We start from the raw sequence: 24,684 nt of genomic DNA, 5'->3' as shown, positions 1-24,684 counted from the left end.
ACCAATTACGGGGCTTAAGATTCTGTACGAGCGAATGTCTTCTTGAATGCATTGAGGGCTTCAGCCATCGCTTCATCAGCAGGAAGGTCTTTCGTCGTGCGGATATGATCTAAAATACTTGTGTGGTTCGTTGCGAGCCAGCTTTCAAGTTCCGACTCAAAACGTAGAATGTCCACGACAGGAATATCGTCAAGGAATCCACGTGTAAGTGCATAAAGTATTGCTACTTGTATTTCAACTTTAACTGGTTTGTTTAGATCTTGTTTCAAAATTTCAACTGTACGTACTCCGCGATCTAGTTTTGCTTGCGTTGACGCATCAAGATCAGATCCGAATTGTGAGAATGCTTCAAGTTCACGGAACGCAGCAAGGTCAAGACGCAGTGTACCTGCAACCTTTTTCATTGCTTTGATCTGAGCTGAACCACCAACACGTGAAACCGAAAGTCCCGCGTTTATAGCAGGTCGTACACCCGCGAAGAATAGGTCAGATTGAAGGAATATTTGTCCATCTGTAATTGAAATAACGTTTGTTGGAATGTATGCGGAAATATCGCCCGCTTGTGTTTCAACAAATGGTAGTGCCGTAATTGAACCGCCACCTAGTGAGTCATTCAATTTCGCAGCACGTTCAAGTAAACGTGAGTGCAAGTAGAATACATCACCTGGGTATGCTTCACGACCTGGTGGACGACGAAGTAGTAAAGACAGTTCACGGTAAGCCGCTGCTTGTTTCGATAAATCATCGTATACAATTAGAACGTGTTTACCTTGGAACATGAATTCTTCAGCCATAGTAATTCCTGTATATGGTGCAAGGAATAGTAGTGGAGCAGGTTGTGAAGCAGAAGCCGTAACGACGATTGTGTAATCAAGTGCGCCGTTTTTACGGAATGTTTCAACAACACCACGTACTGTAGATTCTTTTTGTCCGATTGCTACATAAATACAAATCATATCTTGGTCTGCTTGGTTAAGAATCGTGTCAATCGCAACAGCTGTTTTACCTGTTTGACGGTCTCCGATAATTAACTCACGCTGTCCACGACCGATTGGTACAAGTGCGTCAATCGCTTTAATTCCTGTTTGAAGTGGTTCGTGTACTGATTTACGTGCCATAACCCCTTGTGCAGGGCTTTCAATAGGACGTGTTTTAGTTGTTGCGATTGGTCCAAGACCATCCACTGGTTGACCTAATGGATTTACTACACGACCGATTAATTCTTCGCCAACTGGTACTTCCATGATACGACCTGTACGACGTACTTCATCGCCTTCTTTAATGTCTGTGTATGGGCCTAGAATAATAATACCAACGTTGTTGGCTTCCAAGTTTTGTGCCATACCCATGACACCAGTAGAGAATTCTAAAAGTTCTCCGGCCATGACGTTGTCGAGGCCATGAGCACGTGCAATACCGTCACCAATTGTAATAACTGTACCAACATCGCTAACTTTCATCTCAGACTCGTAATTTTCAATCTGCTGCTTTATTAGTACGCTGATTTCTTCAGCTTTGATGCTCATGTATGTCACCCCTTAAATTTCAGTTTTAAGATCCAATAAGATCCTGTTTTAGACGCTCAAGCTTACCGCTTATGCTGCTATCATAGATTTTGTTTCCAATTTGAAGACGAATGCCGCCAATTAGACTTGGATCAATAATGTTTTCGATTTGCAATGAAACTTTACCAACTACTTTTCCGAAAGTTGTGGAGATCGATGCACGTTCAGTTTCTGTAAGCGGACGTGTAGAATACACTTTTGCCTCAGCAATACCAGATGCATCATTCGCAAGTGTACTAAATTCATCAATACAATTCACAATTTCATCCATACGTTTTCGATCAAGAAGTACATAGAGTAAATTCAAAATTAATGGATTTACATCTTTGAATATTCCTGCAAGTAGTTCTTTTTTTCGAGCCATTGGTAGTTTCGGATTTCCAAGCAATTGTCCAAGTTCTTTATTCTCTTTGTACACAATTTTCATTTGTATAAGATCGTTTAGAACTGAAGTTGTTTGCCCTTTTTCTTGCGCTAATTCAAACAGCGCTTGTGCGTAACGTTTTGCTGCTATTGACTGACTCACAGAGCATCGCCTGCCTTCGCAATCGTTTCCTCAATCAATGCACGGTTATCATCCTCGGAAATTTCTTTACCAAGTACTTTAGACGCTGCAAGAATGGAAAGAGATACGAATTCTTCGCGAACTGCTGATACAGCTTTTTCTTTTTCTGAAGCAATTTCTAGCATTGCTTCCTCTTTTAAGCGAACAACTTCATTGCGTGCTGCCTTGATGATGTCTTCACGTTGTTTTTCACCTTGTTCATGGGCGTTTTCAACAATCGACTGAGCGTCATTGCGCGCTTCTTTTAACAAGTTACGCTGCTCTTCAAGAAGGTCTTTTGATTCGATACGGCTTTTTTCAGCTGCCTCGATTTCGTTGGAAATCATTTCAGCACGTTGATCCATAATGCCCATAAGCGGTCCCCATGCAAATTTCTTAAGTAGGGCCATGAGTAGAAGGAATAAAAAGACTGTAACGAGAATATCTCCGAGGTTTAGACCATCGGGGTTGTTTAATTTTTCTAAAAATCCTGCATCAGCTACGTTTGTAGCTCCGAGGACGAAGGTATCCAAAAACACGATTGTTTCACTCCCTTCAAGAGCACACGACTCTTTTAAATATAAACTGTATTTTAATTACCCATTCATTAGTTAGCTATTTTTGCATTTCCTTATTAAAAAGCGAAGATTCTACACTCAAATCTTCGCCTCTTGAAATTCTTTAACTACTTATCCGCGGTTCATAACGATGAACGCAATTACTGCTGCGAAAATCGGAACAACTTCAACAAGTGCTACTCCAACGAACATGTTCGTTTGAAGAATACCGCGTGCTTCTGGTTGACGAGCGATTCCTTCTTGTGTTTTCGAAACTACTAGACCTGCACCTAGACCTGCACCAAGTGCACCTAGACCGATTGCGATTGCTGCTGCTAATAAACCAATTGAACCTGTCATAATTATTTCCTCCTAATGTTTTTTATAATTTTTTTATTCTGTCGTGGGAGCACTAGGCTCCCGTATTTCTCCCTACTAGGGAAAAAGCGTATTTACCTCTGCCTTTTCGGGGAACTCTATGTGTATTAGTCCGTTCTAACTTTATCGGACATATAGACCATTGATAACATAACGAAAATAAAGGACTGTATTGCTCCAACGAAGATTGAGAAGCCCATCCAAGCCATTCCCGGTACGATTGCTCCAACTAATCCAAACACACTTGATGCACCAAGACTTGCGATTAACGCAATTAAAACTTCACCAGCGTAGATGTTACCGTACAAACGTAGACCAAGTGTCAACGTACTTGCAAATTCCGAGACGATATTAAGTGGCATTAAAAAAGGTAGCGGTTGAAAAAAACCTTGAGCATATCCTTTAGCACCCTTGATTTTAACCCCGTAATAATGTGTTAGAACAATTACCATAACTGCAAGAGTCAGTGTAATCATTGGGTCTGCTGTAGGTGATTTCCACCAGAGCTCCCCTTTCCATACGACGGCTAACGGTAATCCGAGCACGTTCGCTACAAAAAGAAACAGAATAAGTGTAATTCCAAGTATGTGAAAACGTCCACCCGTTTTCCAATCCATGTTGCTCTTAATAATCCCTTTGACGAAATCCATGATCCATTCAAAGAAGTTTTGCATGCCTGATGGTTTAATTTGTAAATTACGCGTAGAAATAAATGCGATAAGAAATACAACTATACAGGTTATCAAAAGCATCATGACGTTCGATGGATTGTATGTTATCCCAAATAATACCTGTGTAGGATTTCCATGCTCCATGTTTCGTTCACCTCCCTTGTTCGTGTCTAACGTGGTAAATGATCCTGTCAACTAATAAGATGACATACAGTAACCCGAACCCAGATACCGTTCCGATCAGGTCAAACTGTTCCGGCATCGAAGTTGCAATTGCTGCTGCTGCAATACCAGATGCGAAACGCAACGCAGTGCCAAGCGAAACACTTCTCTTCCCATTCTCAATCGAAAGGTTGAACCGTTCCGACCGACGAACGAGTAGCCAGAAATTGTACAAGCCAAAAAGAGAACCTAGTATGAGCCCTGCAAACACAGTTTTCCATTCCGTAAATCCCCAACCGAGGACGAACAGTGCAAGCAATGGATATAAGGCTCTTCGTTGCCTGCTATGGATTTCCCGTAATGTTTGCATAGTTAGTAATTCTCCTGCTTCGTATTTCTGGAATTCGGATAAACGTTTCGTGTAAGGACTTGCGGAGTGGTTCCCGTTTCGCTGTCCAGCCTTAAACCGGCGTAGACTCCGAAAAAGGTAAAAAGATGATAGATTTTGTATGTGAATACGCCATTGGTTTAGGTTCCATATGTATGAAACGCCTATCATTCTTACCATTAGTAATGATACAGTAGCCTAAAAATGAAGTCAATTGATTCCTACGACATTTTCACGTCTGATTTGCACGCCGTCAAAAAATGGACAAATTTAAATTCAAAAAGAGGTATAAGTTAGTGTAACCGAAGATAAACGCCATTATACCTGAGGCTTAGGATCAAAGACATACAAGCAATACGTTGATTTCACAACTTTTCTTCACAGTTCACTGCTTTTATTTTAATTAGAAAAACGGCCTGAACACTTCACTATTTCGAGGCCGTTTACTAAATTATTTCAACGTATTCAGATATTCTTTTAACGCTTTGACAATTCGTTCGGAAGCATGGCCATCTCCGTAAGGGTTGGATGCCTGTGCCATTTTTCGATATTCAATGTCATTTGTTAGAAGTTCGTCGGTTAATGTGAAAATCGTTTCTTCATCTGTTCCAGCGAGTTTCAATGTACCCGCTTCGATTCCTTCAGGTCGTTCTGTCGTGTCCCGTAAAACAATAACGGGTTTTCCGAGTGATGGGGCTTCTTCTTGAATACCACCTGAATCAGTTAGAATAATATGAGATGCCGCAGCAAAGTTATGGAAATCAACAACTTCCAGCGGTTCGATTAAATGGACTCGTTCATTATTTCCAAGAACCTCATCCGCAATTTCACGAACGACTGGGTTCATATGAAGAGGATAGACAACTTGAATATCGTCATGTTTCTCCAGCAGTCGATTAATCGCTCTGAACATATTCCTCATAGGTTCCCCAAGGTTTTCTCTTCGATGTGCAGTTAGCAGAATTAACTTATCCGATCCAATCTGTTCAAGGATTGGATGAGTATAGCCTTCACGCACTGTTGTTTGAAGTGCATCAATCGCCGTATTTCCTGTTATGTAAATGCGATTTTGTGGCTTCCCTTCATTTAATAAGTTTTGCGCAGATGCTTCAGTCGGTGAAAAATGAAGATCTGCGATTACACCTGTTAATTGACGGTTGATTTCCTCTGGGTAAGGTGAGTATTTATCCCATGTGCGAAGACCTGCCTCGACATGTCCAACTGCAATCTGATTGTAAAATGCGGCAAGGCTTCCGATAAATGTCGTTGATGTATCCCCATGTACAAGTACAATATCCGGTTGTGCCTCTTTCATGATCTTATCAAGACCTTCAAGTCCCCGTGTTGCAACATCGACAAGAGTTTGACGGCTTTTCATAATATTCAAGTCGTAATTGGGTATAATTTCAAACGTCTCAAGCACTTGGTCAAGCATCTCTCGGTGTTGAGCGGTCACAGTAACAATGGACTCAATTTCATCTGAATGTTTTTCAAGTTCGAGTACGAGTGGTGCCATTTTAATGGCTTCCGGGCGCGTGCCGAAAATCGTCATTACTTTCCACTTTTTTTGCAAAGTCAAAGCATTCACACCTTCCAAATCATTTTGTACCGAAAAGTCTGTCTCCTGCATCGCCGAGTCCTGGAACGATATATCCTTTTTCATCAAGCTTTTCATCAAGTGCCGCAATATACACATCAACGTCCGGATGTGCTTCTGTAAATGCTTTAACACCTTCTGGAGCTGCGATTAAACACATGAACTGGATGTTTTTTGCCCCGCGCTTCTTAAGCGAGTCTGTTGCCGCAATAGCTGAACCGCCTGTAGCAAGCATTGGATCAACAAGTATAAAATGACGTTCCGATACATCTGACGGAAGTTTAATATAATATTCTACTGGCAACAAAGTTTCAGGATCACGGTAAAGTCCAATATGACCTACCTTTGCTGCTGGAATTAAGTTCAAAATTCCTTCAACCATTCCGATGCCTGCACGTAAAATCGGGACAATTCCAAGCTTTTTGCCCGCAAGTACATTCGACGTCGCTTTGCAAACAGGTGTCTCAATCTCTTTTTCTGTAAGCGGAAGCTCACGTGTAATTTCATAAGCCATTAGCGTTGCGACCTCATCAACAAGTTCACGGAACTCTTTCGTTCCCGTGTTTTTATCCCGTATGTACGTAAGTTTATGCTGAATAAGCGGGTGATCAAATACATGTACTTTAGCCATTTTTATTCGCTCCTTTTGAAATATCTTGTTTAGTATAGCAGAACTTTTCCTCTTCTACACACCATAAAATCCGACAGGCACAAGACAGTTTACTTAACTGTTACGAAACCTACATCTTTTCACCATCAAGAAGCAAACTCGCTTCAGCAAGTGGCATTGGCTTATAGTAGTAGAACCCTTGTCCGATAGTGCATCCTAGCGATAAAAGGATATCAATATGCCTTTTTTCTTCAATACCTTCGGCCACTGTCGATAATCCTAAATTCTTCGCAAGTTGAATAATCGTCATTACGACAGCACGAGTCTCCGGTTCATCTAAAGCTTGAACGAAGGATCGATCTATTTTCAACTCATTCACTTTCAGTTGCGCCAAATAGCTTAAAGATGAAAATCCCACACCAAAATCATCAATCGATATGTCAAAACCCGCTTCTTTTAATTGTTCGAAAATCACTTTAGCCCCTGGATAATCGACAAGTCCAATACTTTCCGTGATTTCTAAACGAATGTATTTTGATGGAATATCGTATTCGTGGATGAGCCCAAGTAATCTAGAAACAAAAGTTGCATGGAAGAAATGATTCACTGAAATATTGATGGCGACCTGAAACACGTTCGCGCCCGACCGCAAACGAGTTTGAATCCAACTTAATACTTTCTTAATAATTATAATTTCAAGAGTAATTATTTTCCCAGAGTTTTCAGCAACCGGAATAAAAATGCTTGGTGGAACTTGACCTAAGACGGGACAATACCAGCGTGCAAGTGCTTCAAACGATACTATCGCACCACTTTCAAGGTCTACTTTCGGTTGTAAATAAACGTCAAGATCATCATTAGCAAGCGCTTTCGTTAATTCATTAGAGATTTTAATATCTTGAATGATTTCTTGATTGGTATCGTTTTTATAAAGCTTCATTACACTTCCCGGTAATTTCATGGCCTCAGTTACTGCAAAATCTGCACGTCTCATAAGCTCTTCAGCACTTATTGGTTCTTCTGATGAGATTGCAACACCAATCTTCAATGTCAAAAATATCTCATGATTGGATATTACAAACGGCTTCGCAACAACTTTTTGTAGCTCCGGGATATAAAACTCACTGTTGCCTTCCTCGATATAATCATTCATTAAAACAAGCGAAGAGCTGGAAAATCGCCCAATAAAGTTTTCTTTTCCTCGACCAACCTTTTCAATTCGTTTTGAGAGTTGAATAAACAGTTCATCAGCGGCTCCCCTACCGTATAGGTCTACAATTTGAGAAAATTCGCCCGGTAGAATAACAGCTACAAAGCAAGGTCCCCCTGTGTCCAATTTTGCTTCCAGCTTTCTTACAAAAGCATGATTATTTGGCAGTCCTGTTTCCGGATTTGTAAATGCAAGGATAAGATACTGTTTTCGTTGTTCATAATACGTTTTCGCCATACGAATAATCGGTACTAAGCTATGAATGAAACCCGTTTGAAATTCGTTCGGGGTACCTCCGTTTTTATTAAATACAGCAAAAAAGTCATTTTGAGATGCGTCCTCATCTCCCATTGAAAGAATCCAACTTGATTTAAAGTTCAATTCCTCAGAAACCTTTGTAGTTAATTTTCTACCCATTACACCCTCAATATCTTCGATACAAATAATTTCATCCTTAATATAACCCTTTTCTTTCCCCACTTTATGTATGATTTCTTGAATTTGTTTGTTTGAAATTGGATATGTTCTATTCGCAGTCCATACACCGTTTTCATCGTTAAAATGAATGGAACAACTCGATCCTGTTGAACAATAAGATTCGGCAACTGTACAGATCTTCTGTAGCAGTGTACTAAGCTCTTCCCCATCATTAATTCCCTTGAAAATTTGTTTTGTTAAATCGAGCAAAGATTCGTCTGTTTTTCTTCTCGTAATATCAATAATATAAGACGCGATGAATAAGGTTTCCCCTTTTCCATTCACCAGTGGCTGAATGACCAGCTCACCCCAAAAAGGTGTTCCGTCTTTTCTATAGTGCAAAAGTTCAGCATTTGCATGAACAGCATTTTTTAGTTTACGATCAATTTCATGAACGACATTCATATTCGTACGTTCACCATGTAGAAACTGTAAGTTCTTCCCTTTTATCTCCTTAAATGAATATCCCGATATTTTCATAAATGCATCATTTGAAAACACAATCTTATCTTTTCCCTTATGTGGATCCGTTACAACAAAACCAAGTTGAAATCGGCTTCCAAATTTTCTGAGCCAATTAATCAAAGTTATTTTCTCTGCTGTTCTTATGCTGTTCTTTTCTGATTGGTTCAAAATAATTCGCCGCCTTTTCCTGCAATCAAGTTAAAAAAAACAAGCCGCTTTCCCGCGAACGGTAAGCGGCCTGTTGCCTATTTATGCATATAGTGGAAACTTGTCTGTCAGTGCATGTACACGTTCAAGTGATTCTTTTTTAACGTTTTCATCTTCATGATTTTTCAAAAGCGTTGCGATAATCGATGCAATCTCTTTCATTTCTTCTTCTTTAAATCCACGACTTGTAACAGCCGGTGTACCGATACGAACACCTGATGTAACAAATGGACTTTCCAAATCGTATGGAATCGTGTTTTTATTCACAGTAATTCCGACTTCATCCAGAACATGTTCTGCAACTTTTCCCGTAAGTCCAAGTGAACGAAGGTTAATCAGTAATAAATGATTGTCCGTTCCGCCCGATACAATGTCAACTCCTTCAGCCATAAGTGACTCAGCAAGTTGCTTTGCATTTTTCTTCACTTGTTGAATATATGTTTTAAATTCAGGTTGTTGTGCTTCTCCGAATGCGACTGCTTTTGCAGAAATAACGTGCATCAGTGGGCCACCTTGAACTCCAGGGAAGATTGATTTATTGATTTTTTTGCCGTCTTCTTCTGAACAAAGAATGAATCCACCTCGTGGGCCACGTAATGTTTTATGTGTAGTTGAAGTGACAAAGTGCGCGTGTGGAACTGGATTTGGATGTTCTCCAACCGCGACAAGACCTGCAATATGTGCCATATCGACAAATAAAATTGCACCGACTTCGTCTGCAATTTCACGGAACTTCGCAAAATCGATTTCACGCGGATAAGCACTTGCACCTGCAACGATCATTTTCGGTTTATGCTCTAAAGCTTTTTGACGAACATCTTCATAATCGATTAACTCGTCCTCTTTGCTCACGCCGTATTCAACGAAATTATAAAGTTCTCCTGAAAAATTCACTGGGCTACCGTGTGTTAAGTGACCTCCGTGTGAAAGATTCATGCCGAGTACTGTATCACCTGGTTCTAGGGTTGCAAAATACACAGCCATATTCGCTTGTGCACCTGAGTGGGGCTGAACGTTTGCAAATTCTGCACCAAAAATTTCTTTGAGGCGATCGCGTGCAATATCCTCAACGATGTCAACGTGCTCACAGCCACCGTAATAACGTTTACCCGGATAGCCTTCAGCGTATTTATTCGTAAGTACAGAACCTTGTGCTTCCATTACCGCCTCAGATACAAAGTTTTCAGATGCAATTAACTCAATATTTGTTTGTTGACGTTTTTTCTCCGCCATGATTGCATCGTAAATTACTGAATCTTGTTGTTTAACATGTTCTAAGCTCATTATTTTGTCCCCTTTTCAAGTGATATATATATATACATCTGCATAAAGCAGGTAAAACCCTTTTCCAACTGATTCACTTTGAGTAGACGGCTCGTTCCCCACCAATATTCTTAGGGCGAGTCGTTGCAATTGTAACAATCGCATCCCCAATTTTTGAGACGGATGTGCGTAAAGGAACGGCAACTGTCTTTAAATGCATTCCAATTAATGTTTGCCCAATATCAATTCCAGCATGGGCACTAATTGCTTCAACAACGACGGGATCCTTTAGTTGCTTATATGCATAAGCAGACATGGATCCTCCCGCTTGAACAACAGGTATGACCGACACCGGTTCAAGATTATACTTTGTTGCGGCCTCACGTTCCAATGTTAATGCTCGATTAATATGTTCGCATCCTTGGAACGCTAAGTACAGTTTATGCGCTTCTGCAAACTTTTCGAGAGGCTCGTAAAGTGTTTCTCCAATTTCAAATGCTCCTGCTGTACCAATTCGACTGCCAGCCACTTCAGATGTTGAACATCCAACGACAAACAGTCCGCCAGGTGTGAACTTAGTTTGTTCCGCCATTTCAACTAAAAGCTGTTCAAGCTGAAGCTTCCATTCATTTAGAGTACCCACAATAATTTCCTCCTAAAGCTCAGTTCTCGAGTTCCATCATCTTCTCCACACGACGTTGGTGACGACCGCCTTCAAAAGAAGTGTTTAACCAAGTAGTTACAATCTCTCTTGCTAGACCTGGGCCGATTACACGCTCTCCCATGGCAAGTATATTTGAATCATTATGTTCACGAGTTGCTTTTGCACTAAAAACGTCATGGACGAGTGCACATCGAATTCCTTTGACTTTGTTTGCTGCAATAGACATTCCAATACCTGTTCCACAAATCAGAATACCACGGTCATATTTACCCGCTGCAACTGCATTTGCGATAGGTGTCGAGAAATCAGAGTAATCGACAGAGTCGTCCGTAGCTGGACCGAAATCGTCGAATTGTACTTTAAGTTCAGTTAACAATTGAATAATTTCCATACGGAGTCTATTTCCCCCGTGGTCAGAAGATATCGCGATTTTCATCGTTGTTAGGCTGGCGGAGACTCGTGACTTCAGTCGTGAGAGGAGCCAGCCTGCACTTCCCTTCTTTAAATTATTTGAACGAGTAGTGTGCTTGCTTTCTCTACCACCCGCAACTTTCTAAAACTTGCACTTTTGTGTACACATGTTCCATCCAACTTTCGTAAATCGAAATAGCCTGTTTTCCTGCGACCAAACACGATACATTCGACACCTTCAAAATCAACTTTATCAAACAGTTGAAAGCCTTTGACAAATCGTTCGGCTTTATTATTTTTGCGATAGCCACCTTTAGCAATGGTCATCTTATGCAGCTGGCGGTTGTTTTTACGTACTTGTCTAAACAAATACGTTGCAGATTCCAGTGTTGCAAGCGGATTTCCACTAATACAACGAGCATCCACCCTATGGCTTTTATTTAACCCATGATGAATACGGGTGTTTTTTGTCTGAAATCCATACGACAACTTCACATGAGGATAAAGTTCTTTTACCTCTCGATGAATAAACCAACGCATGACGGTCATTTGAGTCGCATCCCGAAAAGAAGCATGTTTACGCGTAAACAGATGCTCTTTACCTTCTTGGTGAATTTGATTGTGACATGTTTCACAGAGTGTGAGTAAATTGTCTGGACCATCTCCACCCGTTTGACGACTTTCAATGTGATGTACATTTAAAATCTTGTCATTTGTTTTGCCTTTGCAGTGTTGACACAGGTGTTTATCTCGGAAGAAAACATATTCTCGAACATTCCAAAAACCCAATTGGTCACCCTTTTGATAGAGATCTCCTGAAATGCTGGGGTTCTTAATCTTTTGAATGTCAAATTGTGCGACCTCGATCGTCAGATTAACAATCGGAAGAATTTGATGCACGTTATTAATCACTTTGACATGCATATCCACTTTATTTTGAATGGATGGAGCGAGCCATCCCTTTTCTTTCTTGCGATTTAAGAATCTCTGTTTCCGATAACGCGTTTTTCGGTGTCGCCTGGCACTCCGCAAAGCTCTGCGAGCTGACAATAACTTCTGAATGTCTGTGCGTAGCTGAACTTCTCCTTCAAACAAGACGCGACCTTCTGTTGTTGCTGAAAGCCCAATGTGTTTTGTTCCGGCATCCACGCCAAGTGAAACAGGCTGTGTATAGCCGCTGGATCCATACTTTAATTGAATCGTAAAGGGTGTTCGTTGAAAGACGTTCGCTTTTCCTTGTTCCAACAATTTGCGTGCTTTCCTTGGCTTGCAAGGCATAAGCGGCTTTCCGTGTTGATTCAGTACGTAAACGAGCATGTCGTTTTCCTCCTTCGAGTTAAGTACTCTTCGCCAATGTTGTAAGTGCTTGTTCGGCATGCAACACCGCTCTTTTCCCTCAAAGCTTTTAATCACATGCGACAGATGCATAGAACTAGAGCAAGCATCCTATGGTGTCGTGACACAAACAACGTAGTCAGTAAAGACTTAGGCTAGTCAATCAAGGCTTTTGCAAGCCTGCGGTTTTAACCGCGGGTTATTGATCATGTCCCTACTTTCCCTATTTACATACAACTCATTCTATCACTTATTCAACAAAAAAACACAGCCCCGAACAAATTTCGAGGCTGAGATTTATTTATTCACTTTTTGTTAAGTCAAACTGATTAATCACTTCGTAAAGCTCTTCCGATTGTTTCTTTAAATCATTCGCGAGTGAATCTGCTTGTCCTATAGAACGAACTTGGTCTTCCGTCGCAGCTGCAACTTCATGTGCTCCAGCAGAGGTTTCCTCCGCAATAGCAGCAACTTCTTGAGATTGACGTGCCGTTGTTTCGATGTTTTTCAATTGTAGTTCGACAAACTTCGTAATTTCGATGACTGAGTCGGCCATTCCATTGACTTTGCCAGACATCGCTTCTACATTTCCTCTTGTTTCTGTTGCACGGTCCGCTTCGTTCATTGCCGTATGTACTTGTTGTTCAATTTCCACAACGACTTTTGAAACATCTGTTTGAATTGAAGCGACGAGCCCAGATATTCCCTGTACAGCACGTGCACTTTCATCAGCAAGTTTACGGACTTCTTCCGCAACAACCGCAAATCCAGCACCGTGTTCACCTGCCCGAGCAGCTTCGATGGATGCATTAAGAGCAAGAAGATTCGTTTGTGCAGCAATATTTCCAACCAATTGAACGATTTCACTAATTTTCTTCGCATTTTCATCGAGTTGTCGGATTGTGCCCAGTGATCTTTCACTTTGGGTCGACATAGTACGAATGCCTTCAACGAGTGAATGAAAAACAGTAGTTGTTGTTACTAACTCTTCCAGCATTTCCTTTGACCGTTCCGATGATTCTTCAGCTCTACTACTTACCTCTACTGCTAATAATCGAACGTCTTCAATCGCTTCAGCTGTTTCTTGAATCGCAATTGCTGATTCTTCAGCACCAGATGAAATTTCAAGAATTGTTGATGAAACAGCATGTGCTTGGCGAGCTGCCGAGCCCGTTTCAGCGGACAAATTATCCACAGTACTTGCAGTCTTTTCAAAGTTCGTTTCAATTTGCCCAACAATTGTCCGTAAACTTACGACCATATGTTGGAACGCCTCTGCAACTGAACGAATTTCGTCTGAAGACTTGGGTAACTTAATATCGGTTCCGATGTTCCCATCAGCGACTTTAATAGCAGCGGCCTCAAGTTCTTGTAATGGTTTCGTTAGAATTGTCCCAAATATTCCAGCTAGAAGGCCTGACCAAAAAATTCCCATTCCGTACGTCATGACTCCAAACCAAAATGTGTTTGCATTCGGAAAAAACTGTGGCTGAATAATGTTAATAAATACCGCACTCGTTGAATACGTCGCAATTGCAAGTGCCGTTATGAAGATAACCAATTTTAGTCGCAAACCGAACTTCTTTTTCCGCCGTGTCTTCATTATTATCCCTCCATCAGTTTCCGCTCAAGCGCATCAATTGTTGTCGACAGTTCACCAAATGTATATCGGTACGTCTCCAAATCGCCCCCGAACGGATCATGTACATCCTTATCGAAATCTGGTTTTACAAATCCTTTTAATGTAAATACTTTTCCACTCACTTCTGGGAATGTTTCAACTAGGACTGTCCTATGCATTTCAGTCATTGTTAAAATAACATCCGCCCACTCAATGTCTTCTTTCGTTACTGCTTTAGAAACAGATGTGTATGGCATTCCCGCTTCTTCAATAAGCGTTTGTGCATTTCTTGCAATCGAATCCCCATTTGATGCGTAAATCCCTGCTGATTTGACAGTCACATCGGCAATCTCTTTGGAACGAAGTATTGCTTCCGCCATTGGACTTCTGCACGTATTTCCTGTGCATATAAAATAAATTTTCATAATCTTCACCTACTTTATTAATAATACCGAACTTTAGTATATAAAGAAACAGTTACTTTCAACGAAAGAATGACATTACACCCATTCCAATTAAAACCACACCTACTAAACTCCTTACAACCCTACTACTTTTGACTTCCATTTTCCCTTTATACCGGAGAGCCGCGTACGATAAGATTAATGTGAAAAATCCAGACGCTGCTATAAAAATTAGTTTGTTCATATGAATCATACCAAATGAAACGCTTACTGAGAAGGTGTCGATACTTACAGCAAGAGCAATAATTAAAGGATTGACTCTCGCCACTTGTGAACCATCATCACTTTCCTGCAATATCATATGTAACCCAATTAAACATAATAAAGTCCCGGAAAGCAGCGAACTCCAGCCAATGAAGTAATGTGAGGAAAATTCACCGGTTATGAATCCCAATAACGGAAAGGCCATATTTAATAACGATGTAAAAAGAGCAAGTAAAAACTTTCCTTTTCTTATTCGTAAAAAAGTGTACACAATGATGACGTCAAGCGAAGTAATAAATGCGGCAAATATCTCGTTCAAAAATAAAACCTCCCCGAATATCGCATCTTTTCATACTATGCGGCGTTCGGGGAGGTCATACGTATTCAGTTTAGTCGGTATAGTTTTTGCCTTCAGAAGCCTTTAATAATCGATTCATTACGGCAGCACCAAAACCATTTAAGTCTGTTTCAACAGCAAGAATAATATCTGCATCTGTCAAATCACATTGACGTAAGGCACGGTATAAATTGACAGCCATTTTCTCGCTATCATGAATCGGTCCCACAGCAAAATACCAATCCGCATCCGTAACTTTAAATTCATCTGGACCAATGACCGCAACTTTCTTCCCCTCATTTTTAAGGGTCGTTACTGCATTCCGTATTTTTTCTTCATCTGGAACAATGACGTATAAGGGAGCTTCTGGTGCATAGTGCAAATACTTCATACCAGGGGATCGAGGCGTTTTCCCACCCGTTTCCTTCGCATTAAACTGCACAGGACCAATAACTTCTTCAATCATTTCTTGTGTTGCCCCACCAGGCCTTAAAATTACAGGCGGACTCATCGTCATATCGATTACGGTAGATTCAAGTCCGATACCTGTTTGTCCACCATCCAATATTAATGGAATTAAACCTTTTAAATCTTCTTCAACATGTGCAGCTTCAGTCGGACTCGGCTTACCGCTGCGATTCGCACTCGGTGCCGCAAGGGCCATTCCAAGTTCACGCAGAAGTCTAAGAGCAACAGGATGATCCGGCATTCGGAGCCCGACCGTACTCACTCCCGGTGTGACATTTGGCGCAACAACTCCCGGAATTTTCTCAAACACTAATGTTAAGGGACCTGGCCAAAAAGCATCCATTAGCTTTTCAGCTGCTTCCGAAATGCCGCTTGCGTATTTTCGAACGTCAGCTTTGTTACCAATATGTACGATGAGTGGATTATCGGATGGCCGACCTTTCGCTTCAAAGATTTTCTGAACGGCTTGCTCGTCTGTGGCAATTGCACCAAGCCCATAAACCGTTTCTGTCGGAAAGGCGACCACTCCACCATTTTTCAATATATCCACAGCCTGTTTATAACCTTCGTCGTTATCCATAAAGTTATCCACCGAAACTATTTTTGTATTCATATAGAATTCCTTTCTTATACACAGTTCTTCACAGTTATCCACAACGTTTGTTAGTAACTTCATGAAAAGATCCCTTTTATCCACTCCCAGATGAAAAATGTTACTTCTTCCTCTTCTTTTGGTGCAGTATCTGGAAAGCAAATCTTCGGAAAAATGGAACACCACCAGTTATCCCCACGTCCGCTACCGATTGTTAATATATAGGCATCGTGCATGGATTGTGGATGAATAAAAAAACCTGATCTTTTTGGAGGAAATAACGTTTCCTTTCTCTCCAGTTTTATTGAATTCTCGTTTGAAAGTGCGCTGGCAACTTTGATAATTGTTTTCTCAAGAGCTGCTAAATTCGTCTCAAGTTCCGAAACGGACTGAGAAGTTGCCACGGCATTTTGAATCAGCGGCTCGATTTCGGCTTGGATTGCCAACTTTACTTGTTGGTCCACGTGAGCGTTTGAGTGAGCTAGAAGACGAAAGCGAATCACATCTTCATCCTCCGCTGCTCCACTTGTCATAAATATAAGTGCTGATTGAAGTATAATTAAAAGTAAAATAAATTCAATATAAGGTGCGATTCGTTCATATCTAGTCTTTGTTTGAATCGTGGTTTCACTAATCTGGTAATCTGTTAACATTATGATCCCCTCCTACTTCGCATTGTTGCCGGAGTAGAGAGATTTTATTCACAACTCTTACAAAATATTATTCTATCTTTGCCGTTAATATCTTTCACAGTCTCAACAACGGCTCCTGGAAATGCGTCTTGAAATAACTTATGCACAGCCGGTCCTTGCTTGTAGCCAATTTCTACCCCAATGAGTGAACATTTGTTCATAAGTTGTGGAAGACTTTTTGCAAGCTTCCGATAAAAGTACAATCCGTCTTCATCTGCAAATAAAGCTGAGTGCGGTTCGTGTGCTAAAACCGTATCCGACATTTCCGCAGCTTCACCATGTGCGATATACGGTGGGTTGGATAAGATTACATCCCATTTACTTTTTGAAAGAGGATCCGTCAAATCACCTTGTATAAACACGATGTCCGCCTCAAGCGTTTGCGCATTTCGTTTCGCAACAGTGAGTGCTTCTGCGCTTATATCCGTCGCTGTCACCAAAGCATCTGGCCATTCTTTTTTAAATGTAATTGCGATGGCTCCACTTCCAGTACCAATATCCGCAACGGTTATTTCTTTATTTGAAAAAAGAGATTTACACCGTTCGATTGCACCGTAAACAAGTTCCTCCGTTTCAGGACGCGGAATTAGGACATGTTCATTCACTTCAAACATTCGTCCGTAAAAACTTTCTTCACCTATAATATATTGAACGGGTTTCCCTTGAAGTAATTCTTCCGCTTTCGCCCAAAACTCTTCTTGCTGCTCTGCCGGAAGAAAGTCACGTATATCGGAGAATAGATCCGTACGTGACTTCTGTGTAATAAATTCCATTAAAATGCGTGCCGCACCAGGATCTAATTCCTTTTCCTCCAATAAAGCCGAGGCCTTATTCAAAGCCTCGTAAATGCGCTCAGTCATTTTGGTCCAAGCTTTCCAGACGGTATGCTTGTTCTTCAAGCGTAAGTGCATCGATTATTTCATCCAACTTACCTTCAATGATTTGGTCCAACTTTTGAATGGTAAGTCCGATACGATGATCTGTCACACGATTTTGCGGAAAATTATACGTACGAATTCGTTCAGAGCGATCCCCAGTTCCTACTGCAGATTTCCGCTTTTCATCGTACTTCGCTTGTGCTTCTCGCGTAATTTTGTCCGCGATACGCGCGCGCAATACTTTCATCGCTTTTTCTTTATTTTTAATTTGAGATTTCTCATCTTGACACGATACCGTAATTCCCGTCGGTGCGTGGTAAAGTCGGACGGCTGACATTGTAGTGTTTACCGATTGTCCACCAGGTCCAGATGAGGCGAATGTATCGGTTCGAATGTCTTTTTCATGAATCTCAATTTCCACTTCCTCGGTTTCAGGAAGACAGGCAACAGTTGCAGTGGATGTATGCGTTCTTCCACCCGACTCCGTTTCAGGTACACGTTGGACTCGGTGTGCTCCATTTTCAAATTTCAATTTTGAATACGCACCCTTGCCGGTAATCATAAATATAATTTCCTTATAGCCGCCCAATTCTGTTGGCGATGAATCCATCACTTCTACTTTCCAATGATGTGCTTCCGCAAAACGCGTGTACATTCGGTAAAGACTGCCCGCAAACAAAGCCGCTTCATCGCCACCCGCTGCCCCGCGTATTTCCATAATGACGTTTTTTTCATCATTCGGGTCTTTCGGAACGAGAAGCAGTGTTAATCTTTCCTCAATTGTTTCAATCTCATCATCCAGTTCAGAGATTTCGAGTTTAACAAGCTCTTTCATTTCAGAATCAAGCGGTTCATCCAATAAACTTTTTGCACTTTTAAGCTCATTTAGTTTCATTTTATATTGACGATACGTATCCACTGTTTCTTGTAACCCTGATTGCTCTTTCGAATAATCACGGAGTTTCGCTACATCGCTGACGATATCTGGATCACTGAGCATTTCGTTCAAATGATCGTATCGATCCTCCACCACTTCTAAACGTTCAAACATCGTACGCACCTCATTCCAAAAACTATTTTATCTATAATTGTACGGGAATTGCATCGCTAAATACAATTTAAGCTTCGTGAACACCATTTTCACACCCCGCGGGAAACTTCGCAACGCTCTAGTATATTCACAACGTTCCCACCCAGCCCTTTACACTCACTAAAATATAAAAGCCCGCCGATGTTACTGGACGGGCTGTACACTTCATTTAGTTGGTATGAGCATGGCTAGCGACTGATTGGCCTTTTGGGATTTCATGATGCTTGCGGCATCTTGCTTCGTACGCTTCGGAAGCACCGACTAAGATGACGGGATCTTCTTCACCGGCAGGTACGCCGTTTATAAGACGTTGGGTTCTGCTTGCCGCGGCTCCGCAAACCATGCAGACGGCTTGCAATTTTGTAACTTGTTCGGCAACGGCCATTAATTCTGGCATTGGTCCGAACGGATGTCCACGAAAGTCTTGGTCCAGTCCGGCGATGATCACACGAAATCCACGGTCTGCCAAGTCCATTACCACATCAACAATACCATCGTCGAAAAACTGTGCTTCATCAATTGCAACGACATCGTAGTCCTCCGTTACGGATTCGACGATATGCGATGAACTCGCAACCGGATTTGCGATTACCGTCGTTCCATTATGACTCACAACAGCTTCTTCACTAAAACGATGATCTATCTCGGGTTTAAATACGATGATTTTTTGTTTCGCAAATTGCGCTCTTCTTACGCGCCGAATGAGTTCCTCGGACTTTCCTGAAAACATACTGCCACAGACTATTTCAATCCAACCACCACGCAAAATTGGTTGCATATTAATTCCCCTTCCATTTCAAACGTTTTATATCCTCTTTCTAAGTTTCCTATGTGAGTCTTAATTATACTTGAAAACTCATTGAATGTGACCATTGTTTTAAATGTTTAAAATGTGTCACAACTCTCGATAGATTGCCCTCAATCCGTGTAATTATATTAAGTCAAATAAAAATACCCGCCGGATGCATAGCACCTGACGGGTATTGGAAAGACTTATTCTTTGTCTTCTGTTTCTTCTTCGCGGCCTTCTTCTTTGAGGCCATATTTCTTGTTGAAACGGTCGACACGGCCGTCCGCTTGAGCGAATTTCTGACGTCCTGTGTAGAATGGATGACATTCTGAACAAACTTCGATACGAATGTCCCCTTTTACTGAGCCTGTTTCAAACTCGTTTCCACATGAACAAGTAACTTTTGCAAGTTTGTATTCTGGGTGTATTCCTGTTTTCATCGGTCTTTTCTCCTCTCGCCCTGAACCATCTGGAACAGAGTTCTTTTTAAGACTGATGCCTTACACGGCCCGATATGTCAGCCGGATATGCAGCAAATCGATTAATTGATACAAAATGAATTATAACAAGATTTTTTTCGAAAAGCAACTATTTTATATTCGAAATTTTCTTGTCCGCTTACTTTTATAAAAGCCCTTTTCCGTTACGATGGCTTTTCATTTCCATATCTAGTTTTTCAAAGAATTCTTCGTTTGTTTTCGATTGACGAAGTTTTTTCAGGAAGCGTTCGACAAAGTCTGGTGCATCGGAAAATGTTTTTCGGATAGCCCATAACTTCGTAAGTTGATCTTCTGGAATTAAGAGCTCTTCTTTTCGTGTTCCTGAGCGACGAATATCAAGTGCTGGGAATATTCGACGTTCCGCAAGATGACGGTCAAGATGAAGCTCTAAGTTTCCAGTTCCTTTGAATTCTTCGTAAATGACCTCATCCATTCTTGAGCCCGTATCGATAAGTGCTGTGGCAAGAATAGTTAGGCTGCCGCCTTCTTCAAGGTTTCGAGCCGCTCCAAAAAACCGTTTTGGACGATGAAATGCAGCAGGATCGATTCCTCCAGAAAGAGTACGACCGCTTGGTGGGATAATTAGGTTATACGCTCGCGCCAAACGTGTTATGGAGTCCATTAAAATAATGACATCCCGCTTATGTTCAACAAGCCTCATTGCTCTTTCAAGAACAAGTTCAGCAACTTTAACATGGTTTTCTGGTAATTCATCAAACGTCGAACTAACGACATCTGCTTTAACGGAACGCTCGATGTCCGTCACTTCTTCCGGTCTCTCGTCAATTAACAGGACGATGAGCTCGGCTTCTGGATAATTGGTTGTGATTGAGTTTGCAATTTCTTTCAGCAGCAATGTTTTACCAGCTTTTGGGGGAGCAACTATCAAGCCACGCTGACCAAATCCAACGGGTGCGACAAGGTCCATAATACGTGTCGATAGACTTGAAGAATCTGTTTCAAGTTTTATATGACGCTCTGGATAAAGTGGAGTAAGTGCTGGAAAATGCACACGACCTCGTGCTTCCTCAGGGTCATCTCCATTTACCGCTTCAACTTGAAGCAGTCCATAATAACGTTCCGACTCTTTTGGTGGTCGCACTTTCCCAGTTACTTTGTCACCATTCCGAAGATCAAAGCGACGGATTTGTGAGGCAGAAATATAGATGTCTTCTGAACTCGAAGAGTAGTTGATAGGACGTAAAAATCCGTATCCTTCAGATTGAATTATTTCAAGAACGCCTTCCATGAAAAAGAAGCCATCTTGCTCTGCTCTTGCCTTTAGGATGGCATAAACAAGTTCTTTTTTTGTTAATTTAGCATAATAAGATATTTTAAATTCTTTTGCAAGGGCGTACAATTCTTTTAGCGTCATGCCCTCAAGCGCCGACATTGTTAATATTGTCATTTAATGCACCACTCTTTAATTTAATGGGTATGAATTTTGAGGTTTTTGTAAACTTAAGAACGCAAAAACAAACGAAGATGCCCGGCATAGTCGCCGGACATAGAGGTTAGTTAGTCTTGCATAACAAGTAGAGGTTTTTTCTTCATGCTGTGACGACCTTCAACGAATCGAATCGTCCCTGATTTAGACCGCATAACGATTGAATGCGTTTCGCTGTATCCGCCTTTAAATTGCACGCCGCGAAGAAGTTCACCATCCGTAACGCCAGTTGCAGCAAAAATAGCATCATCGCCTTTAACGAGGTCATCCATATAAAGGATTTTGTCTACATCTAGACCCATTTTAATGCAACGTGCGCGCTCTTCATCATTTGAAGGTACGAGTCTTCCTTGGATTTCACCACCAAGACATTTTAAACCGACTGCGGCGATAACGCCTTCAGGAGCACCACCAAGTCCAAATAAAATATCAACGCCAGTATTATCGAATGCTGTATTGATAGCAGCTGCTACGTCACCATCATTGATGAGTTTGATACGAGCACCAGCGGCACGTATTTCCGCAATAATATCCGCATGACGTTCTCTGTTAAGAACTGTTGCAACAACGTCGCCGATGTCTTTATTTTTCGCTTTGGCAACTGCATGTAGATTTTCAGTTACAGATGCATCAAGGCTAATTTTGCCCACAGCTTCTCGACCAACGGCAATTTTATCCATATACATATCCGGTGCATTCAATAGATTCCCTTTATCTGCAATCGCAATAACAGCAAGCGCATTCCAACCACCTGCCGCAACGATATTCGTTCCTTCAAGTGGATCTACTGCAACGTCCACTTCTGGACCGACTCCGGTTCCAAGCTTTTCACCTATATAAAGCATCGGCGCTTCGTCCATCTCGCCTTCTCCGATAACAACAACACCTTGCATCGGAATTGTATCAAAAACGACACGCATTGCTGTAGTTGCTGCATCGTCCGCTTCGTTTTTCAAACCGCGCCCCATCCAACGTGCCGATGATACTGCCGCCGCTTCTGTAACACGAACTAACTCCATAGATAAACTACGTTCCATTTTTGTTCCTCCTGTTTTTACGAAAATATCCGCAATGTTTATTACTTGAATTATTGTATCACAAAATAAATGGAGATTTTTAATTTAATCTCGCACAATTGCTTCTTCCGAAACCGATACTTTGCGAATATCTGCTCCAAGTCCTTGAAGTTTTTCAATCAGCGAACTGTATCCGCGTTCGATGTGATGGATATCTTGTACTTCAGTTTCTCCTTCAGCAATAAGGCCTGCAAGAACAAGAGCTGCACCAGCACGAAGATCTGACGCCCGCACTGTTGCGGCTTGAAGTGGTGTCGGACCTGACAGAATGGCTGAACGACCTTCGACGCGTCCGTCCGCGTTCATTCTGACAAGTTCGTCGATTTGCTTGAATCTTGCAGAATACACCGTATCTGTGATGATTGACGAGCCAATGGCTTGAGTTAAGAGGACAGAAAAAGGTTGTTGGAGATCTGTTGGAAAGCCTGGATAGACAAGTGTTTTTACATCAACCGCTTGTAAGTTTTCGGACTTTGGAATAAAGATACGTTCATCTTCTTCGACAACGTTAACGCCCATTTCCCGAAGCTTCGCTGTTAAAGCTTCCACGTGAAAAGGAATTACGTTATCAATTGTGACACCGTCGCCTGCAGCTGCTGCCATGATCATAAAAGTTCCAGCTTCAATACGATCTGGAATGATTGTATGTTTTGTACCGTGTAATTTCTCAACGCCTTCAATACGAATTACATTTGTTCCAGCACCTTTAATATTCGCACCCATATTGGATAATAGCGTCGCAACGTCAATGATTTCAGGTTCTTTTGCTGCGTTTTCAATTGTCGTCCGACCTTTTGCCAAAACCGCCGCAAGCATAATATTAATGGTTGCACCTACACTTACTACATCTAAATATATTTTTGCTCCGCGTAATTCTTCAGCACGCAAATAAATTGCACCGTGTTCATTGGTTACTTTTGCACCAAGTGCTTCAAAACCTTTAATATGTTGGTCAATTGGTCTTGGTCCAAGATGACAACCACCTGGAAGACCGATTACAGCGTGTTTGAAACGTCCAAGCATCGCACCCATCAAATAATAAGAGGCACGCAACTTCTTCACATTCCCATTTGGTAACGGCATAGAAATCATTTCGGTAGGGTCAATTTTCATCTGCCCGTCTTCAAAGTTCACTTTCCCACCAATGTCTTCAAGAAGGGCTTGCAAAGTGTGTACATCTGAAATTTCGGGAAGTCCATCGATTGTAACAATCGAATCTGCTAAAATGGAAGCAGGTATAAGAGCTACTGCACTGTTCTTAGCTCCACTCACTTTAATCGTGCCTTGTAGGCGTTTGCCGCCTTTTATTTTATAAACGTCCATTTCGCACTCCTTTAGTACATTACTTATTCTTTCTTGTTTCCCAATCCGATAGAAATGCTTCGATTCCCTTGTCTGTTAAAGGATGATTAAACATTTGTTGAAGTATATTGAACGGTATAGTTGCAATGTGTGCACCGTTTAAAGCGGCATCCGTGACATGCTGTGGACTGCGAATCGATGCTGCGATAATCTCCGACTTAATATCATGGAGCATGAAAATATCAGCAATCGTTGCAATTAAGGTCATTCCATCTTGTCCGATATCATCCAGTCTTCCAAGAAACGGGGAGACATATGAAGCGCCTGCACGAGCCGCAAGAAGGGCTTGGTTAGCACTAAAAATTAGCGTTACATTTGTCTTAATGCCTTCATCCCTAAAAACAGAACATGCTTTCAATCCTTCAGGTGTCATCGGAAGTTTTACCGTGATATTCGGGGCGATTTTTGCAAGCTCGCGACCTTCTTTTAGCATTCCTTCTGCATCAAGAGAAATTACTTCCGCGCTCACTGAGTTGTCAACAAGTTCTGTAATTTGTCTTAAACGTTCATGAAACGGTACGTCCTCCTTTGCAACAAGGGAAGGGTTTGTAGTTACACCCGAAAGTATTCCCCAGCTATGGGCTTCTTTAATTTCTTCAAAGTTTGCTGTATCAATAAAAAACTTCATGATTTCAACCCCCATTTAGTATCAAAAAAGA

At 41.4% G+C, this 24,684-nt stretch carries 26 protein-coding genes; all 26 read right to left on the bottom strand.

Translation table 11 applies throughout. From position 1 onward, the window contains the following. Positions 1-14 precede the first annotated feature (14 nt). Positions 15-1,526 carry a F0F1 ATP synthase subunit alpha gene (gene atpA / locus ACP8HH_RS01770; RefSeq protein ID WP_438315020.1) on the bottom strand — a complete coding sequence of 504 codons (1,512 nt, stop codon included), beginning with the start codon at positions 1,524-1,526 and terminating at the stop codon, positions 15-17. Positions 1,527-1,551: 25 nt separating this feature from the next. After that, positions 1,552-2,091 carry a F0F1 ATP synthase subunit delta gene (locus ACP8HH_RS01765; protein ID WP_438315018.1) on the bottom strand — a complete coding sequence of 180 codons (540 nt, stop codon included), beginning with the start codon at positions 2,089-2,091 and terminating at the stop codon, positions 1,552-1,554. Continuing rightward, positions 2,088-2,648: a F0F1 ATP synthase subunit B gene (gene atpF, locus ACP8HH_RS01760; protein WP_438315015.1), complete on the bottom strand. Its 561-nt coding sequence runs from the start codon at positions 2,646-2,648 to the stop codon at positions 2,088-2,090. The genes ACP8HH_RS01765 and atpF overlap by 4 nt, the downstream gene beginning before the upstream one ends. A gap of 150 nt (positions 2,649-2,798) precedes the next feature. After that, entirely contained in the window at positions 2,799-3,026 is a 228-nt protein-coding gene (gene atpE / locus ACP8HH_RS01755) for a F0F1 ATP synthase subunit C (RefSeq protein WP_438315013.1), read from the bottom strand. Between the two features lie 125 nt (positions 3,027-3,151). Further along, a complete protein-coding gene (atpB, locus tag ACP8HH_RS01750) occupies positions 3,152-3,859 on the bottom strand; it encodes a F0F1 ATP synthase subunit A (protein WP_438315011.1) in 708 nt (235 codons plus the stop codon). A 7-nt stretch (positions 3,860-3,866) separates the two neighbouring features. Next, positions 3,867-4,247: an ATP synthase subunit I gene (locus ACP8HH_RS01745; protein ID WP_438315008.1), complete on the bottom strand. Its 381-nt coding sequence runs from the start codon at positions 4,245-4,247 to the stop codon at positions 3,867-3,869. A 469-nt stretch (positions 4,248-4,716) separates the two neighbouring features. Then, on the bottom strand, positions 4,717-5,838 hold the full coding sequence (gene wecB / locus ACP8HH_RS01740) for a non-hydrolyzing UDP-N-acetylglucosamine 2-epimerase (RefSeq protein WP_438318964.1): 1,122 nt from the start codon (positions 5,836-5,838) through the stop codon (positions 4,717-4,719). A gap of 25 nt (positions 5,839-5,863) precedes the next feature. Then, entirely contained in the window at positions 5,864-6,493 is a 630-nt protein-coding gene (gene upp / locus ACP8HH_RS01735; RefSeq protein ID WP_438315005.1) for a uracil phosphoribosyltransferase, read from the bottom strand. Between the two features lie 109 nt (positions 6,494-6,602). Next, complete coding sequence (locus ACP8HH_RS01730; RefSeq protein WP_438315003.1) at positions 6,603-8,792, bottom strand: EAL domain-containing protein; 2,190 nt, start codon at positions 8,790-8,792, stop codon at positions 6,603-6,605. 81 nt (positions 8,793-8,873) lie between these two features. After that, the gene (gene glyA / locus ACP8HH_RS01725; protein WP_438315001.1) at positions 8,874-10,115 is read right to left on the bottom strand and encodes a serine hydroxymethyltransferase; all 1,242 of its coding nucleotides are present in this window, start codon (positions 10,113-10,115) and stop codon (positions 8,874-8,876) included. Positions 10,116-10,188: 73 nt separating this feature from the next. Then, entirely contained in the window at positions 10,189-10,737 is a 549-nt protein-coding gene (locus ACP8HH_RS01720) for a TIGR01440 family protein (protein WP_438314998.1), read from the bottom strand. A gap of 19 nt (positions 10,738-10,756) precedes the next feature. Continuing rightward, the gene (rpiB, locus tag ACP8HH_RS01715) at positions 10,757-11,194 is read right to left on the bottom strand and encodes a ribose 5-phosphate isomerase B (protein ID WP_438314995.1); all 438 of its coding nucleotides are present in this window, start codon (positions 11,192-11,194) and stop codon (positions 10,757-10,759) included. A gap of 65 nt (positions 11,195-11,259) precedes the next feature. Then, on the bottom strand, positions 11,260-12,486 hold the full coding sequence (gene iscB / locus ACP8HH_RS01710; protein ID WP_438314992.1) for an RNA-guided endonuclease IscB: 1,227 nt from the start codon (positions 12,484-12,486) through the stop codon (positions 11,260-11,262). A 319-nt stretch (positions 12,487-12,805) separates the two neighbouring features. Beyond that, positions 12,806-14,107, bottom strand: coding sequence for a methyl-accepting chemotaxis protein (locus ACP8HH_RS01705; protein WP_438314989.1), 1,302 nt, complete (start codon positions 14,105-14,107; stop codon positions 12,806-12,808). A 2-nt stretch (positions 14,108-14,109) separates the two neighbouring features. Beyond that, the gene (locus ACP8HH_RS01700; RefSeq protein WP_438314986.1) at positions 14,110-14,550 is read right to left on the bottom strand and encodes a low molecular weight protein arginine phosphatase; all 441 of its coding nucleotides are present in this window, start codon (positions 14,548-14,550) and stop codon (positions 14,110-14,112) included. Positions 14,551-14,608: 58 nt separating this feature from the next. Then, on the bottom strand, positions 14,609-15,112 hold the full coding sequence (locus ACP8HH_RS01695) for a manganese efflux pump (protein ID WP_438314983.1): 504 nt from the start codon (positions 15,110-15,112) through the stop codon (positions 14,609-14,611). 70 nt (positions 15,113-15,182) lie between these two features. After that, positions 15,183-16,211, bottom strand: a complete 1,029-nt coding sequence (locus ACP8HH_RS01690) for an L-threonylcarbamoyladenylate synthase (protein ID WP_438314980.1) — start codon at positions 16,209-16,211, stop codon at positions 15,183-15,185. Positions 16,212-16,270: 59 nt separating this feature from the next. Further along, positions 16,271-16,843, bottom strand: a complete 573-nt coding sequence (locus ACP8HH_RS01685; protein WP_438314977.1) for a stage II sporulation protein R — start codon at positions 16,841-16,843, stop codon at positions 16,271-16,273. A 44-nt stretch (positions 16,844-16,887) separates the two neighbouring features. Then, positions 16,888-17,742 (bottom strand): peptide chain release factor N(5)-glutamine methyltransferase, encoded by an 855-nt coding sequence (gene prmC / locus ACP8HH_RS01680; protein ID WP_438314974.1) that lies wholly within the window; start codon positions 17,740-17,742, stop codon positions 16,888-16,890. Next, positions 17,735-18,811: a peptide chain release factor 1 gene (gene prfA / locus ACP8HH_RS01675; RefSeq protein ID WP_438314971.1), complete on the bottom strand. Its 1,077-nt coding sequence runs from the start codon at positions 18,809-18,811 to the stop codon at positions 17,735-17,737. Before prfA ends, prmC begins: the two co-directional genes overlap by 8 nt. A gap of 208 nt (positions 18,812-19,019) precedes the next feature. Then, the gene (locus ACP8HH_RS01670; protein WP_438314968.1) at positions 19,020-19,628 is read right to left on the bottom strand and encodes a thymidine kinase; all 609 of its coding nucleotides are present in this window, start codon (positions 19,626-19,628) and stop codon (positions 19,020-19,022) included. A 215-nt stretch (positions 19,629-19,843) separates the two neighbouring features. Continuing rightward, the gene (gene rpmE / locus ACP8HH_RS01665; RefSeq protein WP_438314966.1) at positions 19,844-20,080 is read right to left on the bottom strand and encodes a 50S ribosomal protein L31; all 237 of its coding nucleotides are present in this window, start codon (positions 20,078-20,080) and stop codon (positions 19,844-19,846) included. A 184-nt stretch (positions 20,081-20,264) separates the two neighbouring features. Beyond that, the gene (gene rho / locus ACP8HH_RS01660; RefSeq protein WP_438314963.1) at positions 20,265-21,548 is read right to left on the bottom strand and encodes a transcription termination factor Rho; all 1,284 of its coding nucleotides are present in this window, start codon (positions 21,546-21,548) and stop codon (positions 20,265-20,267) included. 110 nt (positions 21,549-21,658) lie between these two features. Then, the gene (gene glpX / locus ACP8HH_RS01655) at positions 21,659-22,624 is read right to left on the bottom strand and encodes a class II fructose-bisphosphatase (RefSeq protein ID WP_438314960.1); all 966 of its coding nucleotides are present in this window, start codon (positions 22,622-22,624) and stop codon (positions 21,659-21,661) included. 84 nt (positions 22,625-22,708) lie between these two features. After that, positions 22,709-23,986, bottom strand: coding sequence for a UDP-N-acetylglucosamine 1-carboxyvinyltransferase (locus tag ACP8HH_RS01650; protein ID WP_438314957.1), 1,278 nt, complete (start codon positions 23,984-23,986; stop codon positions 22,709-22,711). Between the two features lie 19 nt (positions 23,987-24,005). Beyond that, complete coding sequence (gene fsa, locus ACP8HH_RS01645; protein WP_438314954.1) at positions 24,006-24,653, bottom strand: fructose-6-phosphate aldolase; 648 nt, start codon at positions 24,651-24,653, stop codon at positions 24,006-24,008. Positions 24,654-24,684 lie beyond the last annotated feature (31 nt).

Origin of the sequence: Sporosarcina sp. FA9, from assembly GCF_051550205.1 — a bacterium.
Classification (GTDB): domain Bacteria; phylum Bacillota; class Bacilli; order Bacillales_A; family Planococcaceae; genus Sporosarcina.
Note: the sequence above shows the minus strand (reverse complement) of the source record. Positions and strands in the feature narration are given on the sequence as shown.